The sequence below is a fragment of the Spirillospora sp. NPDC048819 genome, assembly GCF_040650055.1.
In the GTDB taxonomy this organism is placed as follows: Bacteria; Actinomycetota; Actinomycetes; order Streptosporangiales; family Streptosporangiaceae; genus Spirillospora.
In genome coordinates this window covers 1-15,013 of sequence record NZ_JBEZGN010000075.1, presented here as the reverse complement: position 1 = coordinate 15,013, position 15,013 = coordinate 1, and the positions used below count along the sequence as shown (strand labels likewise).

At 68.3% G+C, this 15,013-nt stretch carries 12 protein-coding genes and 2 pseudogenes; 4 read left to right on the top strand and 10 right to left on the bottom strand.

Features of this window, described 5'->3' with window-relative positions:
* Positions 1-720: 720 nt before the first annotated feature.
* From AB0C35_RS45285 to AB0C35_RS45240, 10 genes and pseudogenes are all read right to left on the bottom strand, one after another.
* Positions 721-879, bottom strand: a pseudogene (locus tag AB0C35_RS45285) (BldC family transcriptional regulator); the annotation flags it as partial.
* A gap of 110 nt (positions 880-989) precedes the next feature.
* Positions 990-2,222, bottom strand: coding sequence for an acyl-CoA dehydrogenase family protein (locus tag AB0C35_RS45280; protein ID WP_358470635.1), 1,233 nt, complete (start codon positions 2,220-2,222; stop codon positions 990-992).
* Positions 2,223-2,295: 73 nt separating this feature from the next.
* Complete coding sequence (locus AB0C35_RS45275) at positions 2,296-2,883, bottom strand: GAF domain-containing protein (protein WP_358470633.1); 588 nt, start codon at positions 2,881-2,883, stop codon at positions 2,296-2,298.
* A 25-nt stretch (positions 2,884-2,908) separates the two neighbouring features.
* Positions 2,909-3,508 (bottom strand): ATP/GTP-binding protein, encoded by a 600-nt coding sequence (locus AB0C35_RS45270; protein WP_358470630.1) that lies wholly within the window; start codon positions 3,506-3,508, stop codon positions 2,909-2,911.
* Positions 3,489-3,905 carry a DUF742 domain-containing protein gene (locus AB0C35_RS45265; protein ID WP_358470627.1) on the bottom strand — a complete coding sequence of 139 codons (417 nt, stop codon included), beginning with the start codon at positions 3,903-3,905 and terminating at the stop codon, positions 3,489-3,491. Before AB0C35_RS45265 ends, AB0C35_RS45270 begins: the two co-directional genes overlap by 20 nt.
* Positions 3,895-4,485: a roadblock/LC7 domain-containing protein gene (locus AB0C35_RS45260; RefSeq protein ID WP_358470625.1), complete on the bottom strand. Its 591-nt coding sequence runs from the start codon at positions 4,483-4,485 to the stop codon at positions 3,895-3,897. The genes AB0C35_RS45265 and AB0C35_RS45260 overlap by 11 nt, the downstream gene beginning before the upstream one ends.
* Before the next feature lie 76 nt (positions 4,486-4,561).
* Positions 4,562-6,166, bottom strand: coding sequence for an ATP-binding protein (locus tag AB0C35_RS45255; protein WP_358470622.1), 1,605 nt, complete (start codon positions 6,164-6,166; stop codon positions 4,562-4,564).
* Between the two features lie 79 nt (positions 6,167-6,245).
* The gene (locus AB0C35_RS45250; protein WP_358470619.1) at positions 6,246-7,136 is read right to left on the bottom strand and encodes an SAM-dependent methyltransferase; all 891 of its coding nucleotides are present in this window, start codon (positions 7,134-7,136) and stop codon (positions 6,246-6,248) included.
* Positions 7,126-7,989: an SAM-dependent methyltransferase gene (locus AB0C35_RS45245; protein ID WP_358470616.1), complete on the bottom strand. Its 864-nt coding sequence runs from the start codon at positions 7,987-7,989 to the stop codon at positions 7,126-7,128. Before AB0C35_RS45245 ends, AB0C35_RS45250 begins: the two co-directional genes overlap by 11 nt.
* Positions 7,986-8,822, bottom strand: coding sequence for an SAM-dependent methyltransferase (locus tag AB0C35_RS45240; protein ID WP_358470613.1), 837 nt, complete (start codon positions 8,820-8,822; stop codon positions 7,986-7,988). Before AB0C35_RS45240 ends, AB0C35_RS45245 begins: the two co-directional genes overlap by 4 nt.
* Before the next feature lie 1,100 nt (positions 8,823-9,922).
* Here AB0C35_RS45240 and AB0C35_RS45235 point away from each other — a divergent pair.
* The 4 genes and pseudogenes from AB0C35_RS45235 to AB0C35_RS45220 all read left to right on the top strand — a co-directional run.
* Positions 9,923-10,108: pseudogene (locus tag AB0C35_RS45235) on the top strand (helix-turn-helix transcriptional regulator); the annotation flags it as partial.
* Between the two features lie 195 nt (positions 10,109-10,303).
* On the top strand, positions 10,304-11,371 hold the full coding sequence (locus AB0C35_RS45230) for a hypothetical protein (protein WP_358470638.1): 1,068 nt from the start codon (positions 10,304-10,306) through the stop codon (positions 11,369-11,371).
* Between the two features lie 118 nt (positions 11,372-11,489).
* Positions 11,490-13,979, top strand: a complete 2,490-nt coding sequence (locus tag AB0C35_RS45225; protein ID WP_358470611.1) for a Tn3 family transposase — start codon at positions 11,490-11,492, stop codon at positions 13,977-13,979.
* A gap of 41 nt (positions 13,980-14,020) precedes the next feature.
* Positions 14,021-15,013 (top strand): pentapeptide repeat-containing protein (locus AB0C35_RS45220; RefSeq protein ID WP_358470608.1); only part of this gene is annotated, 993 nt, incomplete at its 3' end.

Here is a 15,013-nt window from a genome sequence, read left to right as displayed (position 1 = left end):
TCGTTACGGTCTTCTCGCCCCACCCCACGCCCACGCTCGCGAGCGCCGCAGGTCACCCGCCGATCATCTCGCCATCCGAGAACGCATCAGCCCTGCGGGCCCAGGTGCGGGTTGCGAGGTCGGCGCGCAGCGCGAGTTTGTTATGGGCTGCTGACAGCGATAGGTCTATGGCCGGGGCCGGTGAGTGGCGGGTAAGGGGGCGTGGTGTTCTGGTCTGGTCATTAGAGGGTTTCCAGAACGGTCAGGCCTCGTGCGGCCGGTTGGTCCGGGGGTGACCGGCCGCACGAGGGCTGGTCATCGATCGGTGCGGGCGAGGGCGGGTGCCGGCTGTGTGGCGTCGCCTTTGGCGCCACCGGCGTGGCCCGCGGGTGTCTTGCCAGGCGGCGGTATCGGGCACGGGGCGGACGGATTGGGCCCGGTTGTCGGTCCGGCTGCAATGCCTGCTGCGCTCAGCGCGGCGTTGGCGTAGGTGGACAACTGTCCGGCGCATGCGTCGTGGAGGGCGTTGCTGGATGTGGCGAGTTCTGTGGCGATGAGTTCCCACTCGGCGTCGGTGAGGTCGCGTCCTGTGGTCTGGGTGAACCAGGCGCGGTCCAGGATGGTGATGGAGATGCCGTATCGGCAGGCCAGGTCCCTGAGCGCGCGGGCGGGGTCGCCGTCGTAGTGGTCGTTGACCAGTGTCGTCACCGGAGCGTGCCGTCCCGACCACCGTTCGCTGTCCAGGAGCGCGTAGACCTCGGCGGCGCGATAGCGGCGGTGGCCGCCCAAGGTGCGGACTGAGGTCAACCGGGCGTCCTTGGCCCAGCGGGTGACGGTTTTGGGGTCGACCCTGAAGAGTGCGGCGACCTCGGCGGGGGTGAGCAGGTCAGATGTGGTCATGGGATCCCGTGGGTTCAAGGGTGGGTGATGGGTGGTGTCGCGCAGCCCCCAGGGACCGGCGGGGTCTGGTGGCGGTCCTGCGGGCCGCACGGCGGCTTAATGGCGGGGGGCTATGCGGCGTGGTCCTTGGTGGCTGTGGGTGGAGTCGACGGGGCTAGGGCGGTCAGTTGGGCGAAGCGTTGGGACCATTGGCGGCGGTTGGTTCCCAGGGCGTGTTGGGCCAGGCGAAGGAGTTGGATGTCTCCGGTTCCGGCGGGGGCGTAGATGCAGGCGGCGTCGCGGTAGTACCGCTCTAGTGGACGGTCAGTGCGCAGCCCAGCGGCGGCGTGGATCTCCATGGCGGTGCGGGCGGAGTCCATCGCCGCCTCGACGTTGCCGTATTTGGCGCTCATCAGTTCGCTGTCGCACGGTTCACCCCGGTCCAGCAGGTGCGCGGCGCGGTAGGCGCTGTGCCGCGCACCCATGAGCCGGTGCTGGATGACACCGATCTTGTGCTGGATGGTGGGCAGGTCGGCCAGGGGGGCGCCGTAGCGGCGGCGTTGTTGGATAAAGGCGATGGTCAGGTCCAGGACGGCCTGGTGGATGCCGAGCGAGACCGCGGTCAGGTTGGGACGCCCGTACAGGACGCTGGAGGAGTAGGCGATGTGCAGGCCGTCGCCCTCAGCGCCGATCATGTTGGTGGCCGGGACGGCGACCTCGTTGAACTCGATGTCGCCGAAGGAGAATCCGCGCAGTCCCATCGCGGGTTGGTGCTCGATGAGCCGGACGCCGGGCCTGTCGGCTTCGACCAGGAACGCCGACAGGCTTTTGGAGGGCCGGGTGTCGGGGGTGCCGGTGCGGACGATGACACCGTGGACGTGGCCGATGTGGCTGTTGCCGACGTACTGTTTGCGGCCGTTGAGGATGTAGTGGTCGCCGTCGCGGCGGGCGGTGGCCTGCATCCCCACCACATGCCCGCCCGAGCCCTCCTCGGTCACCGCGATGGTGGGCAGGCAGGTCCCGGCGGCGATCGGCGGCAGCCACTGCTGTTTTTGCTGCTCGGTCCCGAAGTGCAGGATCTTGGCGACGCCGAGCTGGGACGCCTGCGCGATGGCGCCCGCCGCGCCCGACACCCGCGACAGCTCCTCGATGATGATCGTCTTGGTGAGGTGGCCGGCGGCCATGCCGCCGTATTCGCGGGGGATGGTCGCCCCGATCCACCCTTGCTCGGCGATGCGGACAGGCAGGATGGTGTCGACGGTGGCGGAGGATTCCATGCGGGCCACGAGGGGCGCGACCTGGCTGGTGGCGAAGTCACGCACTTGCTGGCGGAGTCGCTGGTGGTCATCGGTCTCGAACAACACGGACGTCCCCTTTCCGTCGTAGAGCTTGCTGCCGGAGTCGGTCCGGCAGACGTCAACACCCCGTCGGCAGCCGTTAGCCGTGGGCCGGAGCGGTGCGGCGGGCTGCGTGGTGGCCGGTGCCGTGCCCGGTGATCTGGTCGATGAGGTCCACCAGCCGGGCGGCGTGGTCCTTGATGAGTTCGCGGGAGGGCTCCCCGGTGGACAGGGGAAGCCCGGTGGTGCCGACGATGCAGACGGTCCCCAGCAGGGTGCCGGTGGGGTGGATGAGCGGGGCACCGGCGTAGGTGCGGATCCCGATCAGGTCGACCACGGCGTTGCCGGCGAAGCGGGGGTGGGCGTACACGTCGGGCAACACCAGGGCGTTGCGGCGGTCGACGACCTCGGGGCAGTAGCCGTGGTCTCGGGACATTGTTCGCCCGACCGGGGGTTTGCCTTCGGGGCAGTGCAGCCCGATGAACTGCTGTTCGCTCGTGACCAGGTTGACCATGGCGTAAGGGGTCTCGGCATCGTCGCCCAACTGGGCGGCGAACGCGTTGGCCAGGTCGGCGGCGAAGGCGTCGAACTGCTCGTCGGCCTCGCCGAGGCCCAGGTCGATCAGCAGCTGGATCCGCTGCTGGAGCTCGGGATCAAGACCGGTGTCGGTGGGGGTATCGAAGGGCACGGCTGGGCTCCTGAGGGTGCGGAGGTCAGGTCCGGGTGGCCAAGGCGTGGCGGACCAAGGTGATCAGCACGGTGATGACCGAGCGGGAGTCGCGGGCGTCGCAAGCGGCCACGGGCACATCGGCGGGCAGGTCAAGGGCTTCGCGGATCTCGTCGGCGGCGTAGTGGTGGGCCGCGCCGTCGAACTCGTTGACCGCCACGACGAACGGCACGCGACGCTGTTCGAAGAAGTCCAGTGCGGTGAAGGCATCGGCGAGGCGGCGCGTGTCGGCCAGTACCACGCCGCCGACTGCGCCGAAGGCCAACTCGTCCCACATGAAGGCGAACCGGTCCTGGCCCGGGGTACCGAACAGGAACAGTGTCATCGGCAGCGGCCGGGTGAAGGTGCGGCGGCCGAAGTCCAATGACACCGTGGTGGTGCTCTTGTGCTCGATGCCCGCAGTGTCGTCAACGCCGATGCTCCGGTCGGTGAGCCGTTCCTCGGTGGTCAGCGGCTGAATCTCGCTGATCGCGCCGACCATGGTCGTCTTCCCGGCGCCGAACCCACCGGCGATGAGGATCTTCAACGCAAATCGCTGCGCTGCACGGTCCAACTGCAGCGGCCGGTCAGGCGACGGCGAAGTCATGAGCTTCCAGCCCTTCCAGCAGTGCCTGCAGGAGGTGCGGGCTCGGGCGCCCGGTGTCGGGATCGGGTTGCGCGGTAGGCGGCGCGATGGCCAGCGCGCCGGCGTCGATCAGGTCCGACAGGATGGTCTTGGTGACCAGGATGGGCTGGTCGATGGTGGCGGCGATCTCGGCGACTGAGCGGTCGCCCGCGCGGCACAGCCCGAGGGCGTGCGCGGTCTCGGGCGCCAAGACCCCTATCCGTGCAGTATCGGCGGCAGGATCGGTGCTTCTGGTGGTGAGCACCGTGTCCAGCCCCATTGCATACCGGGGGCAGGAGCGGCCGCCCGCTACGACGTAGGGCCGGACCTGCTGCACGTCCTGATCGACCCACGGTCCCGCGCGGTATTCACCGCTCATCGCCGGTCCCCTCGTCCCTGGAGCCCGCACCCTCCACCGGCACGTCGGTGGTGAAGGTGTCTGCGCCGCGGGCGTCTTCTCGGGAATTGCCGGTGCGGGTCGCGGTGACCAGATGCTTGGCGACACTGACGATCAACGCGGCCATCCGGTCTCCGACCAGGCCGGTGTGCGCGTCGGGTCCGGCCAGCACGCCCAGCACGCACCCGACCACCGCAGGCCCGGACGTCGGCGTTGCGCCCGCCGCAAGATCGGGATGCTGGTCGGGGGTGCTCATCAAGATCGTGTATCGGGTGGCGTGCTGGACGATGATCTGCTGGACGTCGCCGGCGGGCGGGGACGTTATCGATCCGGCGGCGCCACCGGCGGAGTAGAGCGCCGAGGCGACGGCGGCGGCGCTGTCGGCCTCGTCTCTGGTCAGGCGCGCGGCCGTTAGCACCAGTCCGTCCCGGGCCACCAGGAACGCCCCTTGGGTCCCGGGCACCTGGGCCAGGAAGTCCTCCAGCAGCCATCCCAGCTCGCTCGTCCCGTTTACCGGCGGACCGGGCGCAGGCATTGCGGCTGAGGTCGGGCGGATCGTCATCAAGATTCTCCTGGTGGAACAAGTCGATATGGGAACGGAAGCGGCCGGTCGGCCAGATGAGTGGTGGAAGGGCGGATTAGTCCACCGACTGCTCGGCAGACGGGTCTACTGGCGGGCTGATCGGCTGGGCGGCAGACCGAGACGAGCCTGAGTGGCCTTGGCCGACCGGGTTCTCAGCCTGGGTATGGGGATGGGTTGCGCTGGCAAAGTCGGCCAGCAGACCGGCGACCGGACTTCGCATCGAGCTCTTCTGTCGCTCGTGTCCGTGTTCGCGTTGTTGCTCCGGGCCCGCCGGTCGTCCGCGCTCGGCGTCACGTGCGGCAGCGGGTTCTCCGCCGTCCACACTGCTCGCCCGGCGGCGCTGGGGAAGAGCAGGCCGTCCCTGGTCAACACCCGAGCGCGGGGGCGGCTCGGCGCTGGCCGGATGAGCCGTCAGTGCTGGAGGTGTGAAGGATGGTGACGCGGGCGAAGGACGAAGTGGCGGGGTAGCACGGTGGGAGAGTTCCGCGCCGGGGAACGCGCTCTGCCGCGTCTGTGCTGGTGATGCCTGTGGCCGGGGTGCCTGTGATCGGGACGCCATGAGCAGGGAGGCGGGGAGGGTGACCGTGGCGCGTGTGCCTTCCGGTTCGGCAGGGTGCAGCGTGACCTGCACGCCGTGGCGTTGTGCAAGCCGAGATGCCACCAGCAGTCCGATCGGCCCCGCGACTATCTGCTCGCGGAGGCTGACGGTGCCTGGGTCGGCCAGCAGTCGGTTCAGCGCCGTATAGGTGTCGGCCGACATGGGCAGCGGTCCCTGGTCGGTGATCTCGATCGTCACCCCTGTCGGTGCCGGGACCGCGGCCATCTGCACTTGGGTGTCGGACGGGGAGAACTTGGTGGCGTTCTCCACCAGCTCGGCCAGCAGCAACGTGATCTCCGGCCCGGCGTATCCCGGCAGGTCCGCCACCACCTGCGGGGGCGGTACCTGGACCCGCACCCGTCGGTAGTGCTCGATCTGGGCGACCGCCTGGCGCATCACCGTCGCGAGCTTCAGCGGCGCGTTCACCTTCCGTGCCGTTGTGCCGCCTAGCACCGCCAACCGTTCCAGTCCCCGCAGCGTCCGCGTCGTCAGATGGTCGACCTTGAACAGCTCGTGCAGCAGGACGGTGTCCTCCACCTCCTTCTCCACAGAGTCCAGCAACGCGAGAGTGCGGTAGACCAGCAGATGCAGTGGGCGGCCCGCACGGATGAGGAACTCCCGCTCGAACTCGGCGTCGCCTCCCGTCTGCGCGGCCGGTATGTGCGCCGAACGGGACCGGGCACGCATGTCCGCCTTGATCGCCCCGACGATGGCGTCCGCAGCCTGGTTGGGCTCGGTGGCCGGACAGAACGCCTGGAACCAGCGCGCTCCGATCCACCGGCGCCCTGAGTAGGGCCGCTGCCAATGCCAGTACAGGGCCTCGGTGTCGCGGGGGCTCGGCAGCAGCACCACCAACCGGCCCACGTACGGGTGGACGTCCACCCGCTGCGCCGCGACCGTCATCACACCGGCGGGCGTCCCGATGTCCGGCGCATCCGACGCACGCAGCCCACGCTTCGCCAGGCGGCCGGCCAGCTCGCGTGCGTGTTCGCGTGCTTGCTCGGGTGGCTCCACGAGCGCCTGCTCGCCGGGTCGGAAGACCATGGAGGAGTCGAGAGTCATCGCGTCGCTCCGAACGTCGTCAGGGACCGGGGTGCCCGACCCGCGCTCGGCACCTCCGTGTCTGCGGTCATCGTCAGGTTCACCGCCGCCCCCGCTCCGGCCGCGGACGGGAGACCCGTCCGACGCCGCACCACAGATCGACTGGACCGGACGGCCACGGGGAGGGCTCGGGGCGCCACTGCGAGGCCGGCGCCACGCCTGGCTCGACCAGCTCCAGCCCGGCGAAGAGCGCCCGCACACCGGCAGGGGTGCGCGCGTGCGGCAGCCCAGGAATCCGCCCGGCCCCAACAGCGCCCAAGGCGGCCAGCCCTTGACCGGTCCGGCCGGTCAAGTGGCAGATCGCAAGGCAGCTCCCGTGTGGCAACGCACCGCCCAGCACGCCGATAGCGTGCGCGGCCGCAGCGTCATCCAGACCGTCCAGGCTGTTGATCAGCAGCACCCCGACCGGCTCGGCCAGGTCCAGGACGTTCGCGGCCTCTCTCATCAGCCCAGCGGGGTCGGCCAGCCCGGCATCGACGTACGCGCAACCGTCCGCCCAAGGGGAGTCCAGCAACGCCTTGGCGTGCGCCATGACCACCGGGTCCGAATCGGCGTACGCCACGCGCGCCAGCGGATCGACGCCACGCGCGATGTCGTGGACCTCATCCCGCAACGGCAGATCGACCCCGGCGACCAGCAACTGCCCGATCCCGCACTCACCGACCATGACCCGCACCGCGCGGGCCCGGAATGCGATCCGGTAATACGCCACATCCACGATCCGCGGGTACAGATCCTCGACGTACTCACCGAAACACTGGTCGACCGGATAGTGATCCTTGCCGCGACCCCAGAAATTCCAGACACGGACCATCGACGGCGCGGTGACGTCGAAACCGGAAAGGTCGCGTTTGGCCGCTGCCCAGTCGAAACCCGGACTATCCGGAAGATACGGGTCCCAGCCGGACGCGGCATCGCGGTCACCGGTCATGCGAACCACCACCGATCCTGGCAGTGCCGCACCACACGGCCAGTCCGCCCACGCCGTCACCCGCGGCAGCAACAGGGCCCACAGCATGGAAAGGCTCGGTGAAGGCCCGTAGTTCTTCACGCGGCTCCTTGCGTAGCAGGGCGTCGACGTCTGACGGCTCCCGCAAATGAGGTGGGGGCGCCTGGTGCACGCCGCAGATCTCTGCGAGGGTCACCGCCAGGTCGCGGGTGCCGGTCAGATGCGAGATGCCCAGCCTGCTGCCCGCGGGCGGCAGAGTGCTGACCAGGTGCAGCCATGCCTCGGCGTCGCGGTCGTCGAGCAGCTCCAGCGCACCGGTCATCACGACACCGACCGGACGAGACAGATCCAGAAGTTTCGAGGCGCCCGACAGCGCCGCGACCGGATCACCGAAGGGGGCCTCAATGCACCCGCAGCTCCGGTCAATGCACATCAGCGCCTGGACATGGACCGACGCGACAGGGTCGCCGGTGACGTAGACGGTCCTGGCCGCCGGGTTGATCCGCCGCGCGATGGTGTGGACCTCGTCCCGCAGCGGCATTGTCAGCGGAGGCTCCACGCCGATGACCAGGAACTGCTCGATCCGTGCGGAGCCGGCCAGGCGCTCAACTATCTGACGGCGTGCCCGCAGACGGGTCTGAGCGATCCGGGCAACACCGGGGATCTGTCGTTCCAGGTCCGCGGCGAACTCCCGGTCGGCCTGGTACGCGTCCTTGCCGCCGGCGAGATGGTTCCACACCCTCGACCATCCCGGGACGGTAGTGCCCGGTTCTCCGAAGCCCGTCCCGGTCTGGTCACCGGTTCTCGGTTGTTGCTGGGCGGCGCGGGCCGTCATCGCTGCGGTCCCCGGTCGTGGCGGCCGGGGCGGACGGCGACCAGGCCGACGACCCGGACGTGCTCCCCCACCTGGCCGTCGTGTGGCTCAGGCACCCCCCATTCGCCCACGTCGCACAACCCAGGAGGATCGATCAGGTCCCAGCCGTCGCCCAGCCCCACAATCTCCTCTTCGGACCGAAACCGGATCTGGCTGGTGGCGTTGTCGTAAGCCTTGGTCATGCCGTCGACGCGGCGCGTCTCGGTGGCCGTGGTGGTCGCGTGGGACAGCACCACCACACTGCCGGGCGCCAGCCGCCGCCCAAGTTCGGCCATCACCGCGGCGGGATCGGCGACGAAGTGAAGTACTGCCGCCAGCACCACGACCATCGGGGCAGACAGATCCAGGGCCTCACCCAGCTCTGGGTTACCGAAGACGGTGTCCAGGTCGGTGACGTCGCCGTACAGAACGCGCCCGTAGCCGCGGCCGCTGCGAGCGTGGGCCAGGACCACCGGGTCGTTGTCGAACGCCACCACCCGGACATCGGGGTCAACCCGGCGGACACAGTCCTCCACACTGGGCAGCTCGATGTCGGCGTCCAGGACACCAACCCCGATATCGGCGGCCTGCTCGATCCCGAACTCGGCCACGGCCCACCCGGCGGCACGGCCGGCGAACTGGAAGTTCTCCCGCGCGACCTGCCCGGCGTCGGGCGCCATCGCGATCACCTTGGCAGCGGCCTCTCGGTCCGCCGCGTACGCCGTCCGGCCCTTCAGCAGCGCGTTGTAGGTCCGCGCAGGGCTGGCCTGAGTGAAATCCAGCGCGCCGCCCGGGGTCAGCTCCTGGCCGGTCACCGCACACTCCCGCAGGTCCGGGCGAGTTCAGCACGAAGGCCCGCAGCGGCGCTGGAGACCAAGGTGTCCACCTCGTTGATGCGATCCGCGGGCAGCGGCCCACGCAGCGCCCCCCACCGGCCCCGGTCGGAGTACAAGAATCTCCACCCCGAAAAGTCGCGCTTCAACTCCACCTTTGTGGCTTCAGTGGCCGCGGATGTTGACATATTCGCAGGGGGCATAAAAAAACCTCGGAACAGGCAAAGTCCAGGGAATCGGGAATGAGACCGTACGCTGCGTCGCCGTGCGACGAGCATTGACGGTGGAGCGGGCGTGTACGCAGGTGTGTCGATGACCGTCCTGCGTACACGCCCTGCCAGAGGCGCCATGCTCGGCGTGCTGGTGCCGATGCCGGCAGGGGCGATCGGCGGCTGCCTCATCGGCAGGTCCTCATGGTGCGGCCTCATGAGGCTTCCCCCGCGCAGGCGTCCCGGTCCACCACTCCAGCCAGTGCTTTTCTCAGCAGCACCCGTGTCCGGCATGGCCAGGTCTGGTGGTCGTGGGCACAGCGAGGAGGTGCACCGAGAAAGGGAGTCGGGCGAAGAGCGTGGAGCTCCAGCGTCTCGATGCTTCCGTCCAGCAGGGCCAGCACTATGTCAGCGAACATGCCGTTCGGCACGCAATAGGGGCGGAGTGGGGTGATGTTCTGCTGGTCGGCCGAGGGGGAGAGGAAGGCGCGGCTTCGAGCGCCGTCGGGTTCTGAGGTGAGGCTCGTCAACTGAGTGCGTAGAGAGCGCAAGGCGTCCGCCAGCAGGTCCTGCTGCGGGATGGCCGAGCCAGGCTCAGACACCATGAGATCAGCTCTCCTGTGGCTGGAGGATTGGGTGTTGGATGACCAGCCTGATCCGCTTCCGCCTGGTTGTGGAGAGCATCGGGGCCGCATCAAGCAGGCATTCTTGGCCAAGCCGGACAGAGGCCAGCGACTGCACCGCATTTACACCGCATTCGTCGAGCAATAGCAGGCAAAGACGTGCGAACCATAGGTGGATGACGGACAATGAGGACGCCCCTGTCAGGCGCCCATCAACCCGTTCGTTCACTTCCTTCACAACGAGGCGGCAATGGCCGAGCCGACGCATCTCAGGCATGAACTCATCGCCGCACGGAATGATCGAGGCTGGATACAGGCAGTAGCCGCTGAACGGGTCGGCGTGGCTGAGTCAACATGGCAGCGGTGGGAGCATGGGAAGGTCACCCCCCATCTACCGCAGATGGTCCGCGTCGCTGAGGCGTTCGAGGTTCCCCTCGAACGGGTCAGATCCTGGTTTGCTCACAGCGCGCCTGCTGAGGAGAGGACTGAACCCGCCGACGTCACTCGGCCGGCAGTGGAACACCTCGACGCGGTTCATGATGATCTTTCTGTCCCATGGCTGAGGGCGCGGGTCTCCCACTCCGTACTTGCGGATACCGTGGAGGTAGCCAGCGAACTGTGGAGGTGGGACGTGGATCCCTCGCGTCGCGCTCTCCTCTCCAGCCTCCCGTTCGTACCCGCCGCGCTGCGGGAATGGGTTGCATCGATCACCTTGGATCCCGGCCCGAACAGCCGTGGGCACACCGGGACCTCCGGTCGCGCCGTCGGCATCGAGGACGTTCACCGCATGCACGATGCGATCGACGCATTCGTCGACATGGACCACAGGTACGGCGGCAAGCTGACCCGTCCGGCCATCGTGCACTTCCTGGACACCGAAGCGGCACCATTACTCAACGGCCGGTACACCGACGAAGTGGGCAGTCAGCTCATGTCGGCCGCCGCCGCCATGACCGCGCTGGCAGGATGGTCCGCCTACGACCTGGCGGAGCACGGCCTCGCCCAGTCCCACTACGGTCAGGCTCTGGCACTGGCCAAGGCGGCAGATAACCCATTGACATCGGCGTGGGTGCTGGCCACCGCGAGCCAGCAAGCCATCGACCTCCAACAACCGGAACTCGCCATCCGGTTGGCGCGAGCTGCTCAACTGGCCGGTCAAGACGTCGCCAGTCCTCGCGTCCGCGCAGTGCTGCTGCTACGCGAGGCCCGAGCATCTGCAGTCGAGGTCGAGCTGGCGGAAACACCCGACCACAACGCGATCGCTCGCGTGGAAAGACTTCTGGGAGCCGCTGAAGACGCCTTCGCGGCCGTCACTTCCGATGACGACGATCCTCGATGGGCGCACGACCTCACTCATGCCGAGCTGATGGCCGAGGCCGGATGCGTGTGGAGAATGATCGGCCGACATCAGCGCGCCGCCGACCATGCGCAGACGGCACTGGATGATTTCGACAGCACCTTCGTGCGATCCCGGCAGTTCAACATGATCCACCGCGGTCAAGCTCTGCTGGGACTCGGTGAGCTGGATGCTGCGCTGACCACGACTCGGCAGGCGCTGCCATTGTCCATCAACCAGCGCTCAGCCAGATCGGTAGCGCTCGTGCGTTCATTCAACGAGCAACTCAATGAATACGCCGGTGACCCCGATGTTGAGGACTGGCGCGATCAACTTCGGGTTGCCCTACCGATCGCCGTCTGAACGCACGTCTTCTGTCCCTGTTCGGGTCCCGTTAACGCCCGTGTCACCCGCCGCAAACGAGACGCCTTTGGTGTGATTGGGCGCGCCTGGGCTGGGGGTTCCGCGATGATTTGCCCCCATGGGTCGGCAACCGGTCGGGATGGATGAGCTCGTCGAGCACTGGACGGTGCTGGAGGACGAGCTGGAGCTGGTGGCGGGCAAGCGCGGTCCGACGAGGTTGGGGTTCGCGCTGCTGCTGAAGTTCTACACGCGGCATGGCCGGTTCCCGCGGGGGCGGGCCGCGGAGTTCGCTGACGAGGTCGTGGACCACGGCGCTCGGCAGGTCAAGGTGTCGGCCTCGGAGCTGGGGCTGTACGACTGGACCGGGCGGACGATCGAGTATCACCGCGCTCAAATCCGTGATCAACTGGGGTTTCGGGTGTGCGGGGTGGTCGACGCCGAGAAGCTGACGCAGTGGCTGGCGGCCGAGGTGGCGCACGCGGAGCGCCATCCGGACCGGGTGCGGGAGGAGTTGCTGCGGCACTGCCGCGAGGAGCGGATCGAGCCGCCGACGCCGGACCGGGTCACGCGGATGGTGCGGTCGGCGCTGCACATCGCGGAGGAGAACTGGTTTGCGGTGATCGCGGCGCGGCTGGAGGAGCCGGTGCACGGCCGGGTCCTGGGATTGGTCGACTTCAGCCCCGACGACGATGTGCCGGGCAATCAGGAGGACGAGCCGCCGACGGAGGGCGAGGAAGACCCTGACGGCGAGTCGGTGCTGGCACTGATCAAGGCGATGCCTGGCAACATCAGCTTGGAGTCGATGCTGCGGGAGATCGACAAGCTGACCGCGATCCGGGCGATCGGACTGCCCGAGGGCCTGTTCGCGGATGTGGCTCCCAAGGTGCTGGCGTCCTGGCGGGCGCGGGCGGCGGTGGAGTCGCCGTCGCACCTGCGGCGCCGTGCGCGCAGCTCGCAGCCGGCGACGGTGACGCTGCTGGCGGCGCTGCTGGTGGAGCGGGAGCGCGAAGTTACCGACGCGCTGGTGGATCTGCTGATCGCCACGGTGAACCGGATCGGCGCCCGGGCAGAGCAGAAGGTCACCAAGGAGCTGATCAATGCGTTCAAGCGGGTGACTGGCAAGGAGAACATCCTGTTCCACATCGCCGAGGCGTCGCTGGCCGCCCCGTACGAACAGGTCCGCGACATGGTGTTCCCCGCGGTGACCGGCGGGGAGCAGACGCTGCGGGAGCTGGTGCACGAGTACCGGACCAAGGGGCCGGTGTATCGGCGCACAGTGCAGACCACGTTGAAGGCCTCCTACACAGGTCACTACCGCAAGGGGCTGATCGAGCTGCTAGAGGTACTGGAGTTCCGCTCCAACAACTCCGCGCACCGGCCGGTGATCGAGGCGCTGGAGCTGATGAAGCGGTACGCCAAGGCGGGCAACACCACCTACTACCCGCTCGGTGAGCGCGCCCCGGCGCATCGCGGCACCGACGGGCAGTGGGCGGACCTGGTGTACCGCGACGACACCCGCGGCCGCCGCCGGGTGGTGCGGATGGTGTACGAGGTCGCCACCTTGCAGGCGCTGCGTGAGCAGCTGCGCTGCAAGGAGGTGTGGGTGGTGGGCGCCGACCGGTGGCGCAACCCCGATGCCGATCTGCCCGCCGATTTCGAGTCCCACCGTGTCGAGCACTACGGCGAGCTGCACAAACCGCCGGATCCGAGCGTGTTCATCAACGAGCTGCGCGCGGAGATGACGGGCGAGCTGGCCGCCCTTGACGAGGTCGTGGGCGAGCTGGAGTGGGTGGAGATCGCCGAGCGCAAGGCCGGGGCGATTAAGTTCACCGCGCCGGAGGCCTCGCCCGAGCCGCGCAACCTGCGCCGGGTCAAGGCCGAGTTGGGCCGCCGCTGGCAAGTGGTGCCGCTGATAGACATGCTCAAGGAGGCCGTGCTTCGAACCGGCTGCCTGCAGCGCGTCACCGCGGTGACCGGTGGCGGGCACCTGCATCCCGAGGTACTGGCCGAACGGCTGATGCTAGCCATCTACGCCTACGGCACCAACACCGGCATCCGGTCGGTCGCTGGCGGCGACCATGGCCACGCCGAGGAGGAGATCCGGTATGTGCGGCGCCGCTACCTGACCACCGAGACGGCCCGGCAGATCGCCGTGGAGATCGCCAACGCCACCTTCGCCGCCCGCGACCACGGGCTGTGGGGCCCCGGGTCGACCGCGGTGGCGTCGGACTCCACGCACTTTCGGGCCTGGGACCAGAACCTGTTCACCGAGTGGCACTCGCGCTACGGCGGGCGCGGCATCCTGGTGTACTGGCACGTCGAACGTGGCTCGGTGGTGGTGCACTACGGCAAGGGCGGCGAGATCTCCACCAACCGGCGCGAGGAAGTCGAGATGAGCGCGCTCTGCCTGCGGATCCTGCAAACCTCCCTGGTGTACGTCAACACCCTGATGCTCCAGGACGTCCTGGCCGAACCCGAATGGGCTAATCGGCTGACCCCTGCCGACCGCCGCGGCCTCACCCCCCTGTCCTGGACCCATGTGCGCCCGTACGGCGAAGTCCGCCTCGACCTGGAATCCCGGCTCAACCTCGCTCAGGGCGCGTCATGACGGCCCCCCGCAGACCACTGCGCCCGATATCTCGGTGGTGGGTGCTGTTCGGAGTCGCCGCCGTCGGTCTGGCCATCTGGGTCTCCACCTGGTGGATGCTCGCCCAAACTCACGGGCTGAGCGGTGCAGCTGAGGCGACCGCGCGCATGAACGCGATCAAGACCGGGCTAAGCGTGGGCGCTGGCACCGGGGGCGCGGTGGCCCTCCTGCTTGCGATGCGCCGCCAATGGCTCAGCGAACGAGACCAACTTCACCGCGAGCAGGTCGCCGACACCACGCACAGTCACGCGGAACGTGTCGCCTTGGCGAGCGAACACGACGCCGCCGAACGCCGCGTCACCGAGCTCTACTCTAGAGCCGCTGACCAGCTCGCCAGCGACAAGGCACCCGTACGATTGGCGGGCTTGTACGCCCTGGAGCGCCTCGCCCAGGACAATCCCACCCAGCGGCAGACCATCGTCAACGTCATCTGTGCCTACCTACGCATGCCGTTCGCCCCCGAACGGCCAGCCACCCGTTCGGCGGATGAACTGGAGGCGATTCCGCCAGAAGCAAGGGGTTCTGCACGAACCGAGGACGAATCCAGTGTTGGGCAATGGGAGCAGGAGCGCGTGGTCCGGCTCACCGCACAGGGGATCCTCACCAAGCACCTGCACGCCAGAGACAACCCGACTGAATGGCCTCGGAGCTCGACGCCGGAGGGCCCCGACTTCTGGCCAAGCCTCAACCTCAATCTCTCGGAAGCAACACTGCTTGAGTTCTCGGGCGCAGGCATCACGGTCAATGTCGCTAGCTTCAGCGGCACCCGCTTCGTTGGCGGCGCCAACTTCGCCCACGCCAACTTCGAGCAGCACGCTCACTTCCATCGCGCCAGGTTCGAGGGCGGGTCGGCCCACTTTCTCGGTGCGTGGTTCGGGTTGCGAGCGGTGTTCGTCGGAGTTGCGCTTCCCCTGAGATCGTGGAGACCGAACCTGGGAGAAGGTTGGGTCGTTGGATACCGAGAGACGCTCGTTCGATCCGGAGTTCCGGGCCGG

What these genes read in the sequence shown, in the direction of transcription:
- AB0C35_RS45225 (WP_358470611.1), top strand. Translation starts at nt 11,490, where the DNA reads ATGGGTCGGCAACCGGTCGGGATGGATGAGCTCGTCGAGCACTGGACG.
- AB0C35_RS45265 (WP_358470627.1), bottom strand. Translation starts at nt 3,905, where the DNA reads ATGAGCGGTGAATACCGCGCGGGACCGTGGGTCGATCAGGACGTGCAG.
- AB0C35_RS45255 (WP_358470622.1), bottom strand. Translation starts at nt 6,166, where the DNA reads ATGACTCTCGACTCCTCCATGGTCTTCCGACCCGGCGAGCAGGCGCTC.
- AB0C35_RS45250 (WP_358470619.1), bottom strand. Translation starts at nt 7,136, where the DNA reads ATGACCGGTGACCGCGATGCCGCGTCCGGCTGGGACCCGTATCTTCCG.
- AB0C35_RS45270 (WP_358470630.1), bottom strand. Translation starts at nt 3,508, where the DNA reads ATGACTTCGCCGTCGCCTGACCGGCCGCTGCAGTTGGACCGTGCAGCG.
- AB0C35_RS45260 (WP_358470625.1), bottom strand. Translation starts at nt 4,485, where the DNA reads ATGACGATCCGCCCGACCTCAGCCGCAATGCCTGCGCCCGGTCCGCCG.
- AB0C35_RS45245 (WP_358470616.1), bottom strand. Translation starts at nt 7,989, where the DNA reads ATGACGGCCCGCGCCGCCCAGCAACAACCGAGAACCGGTGACCAGACC.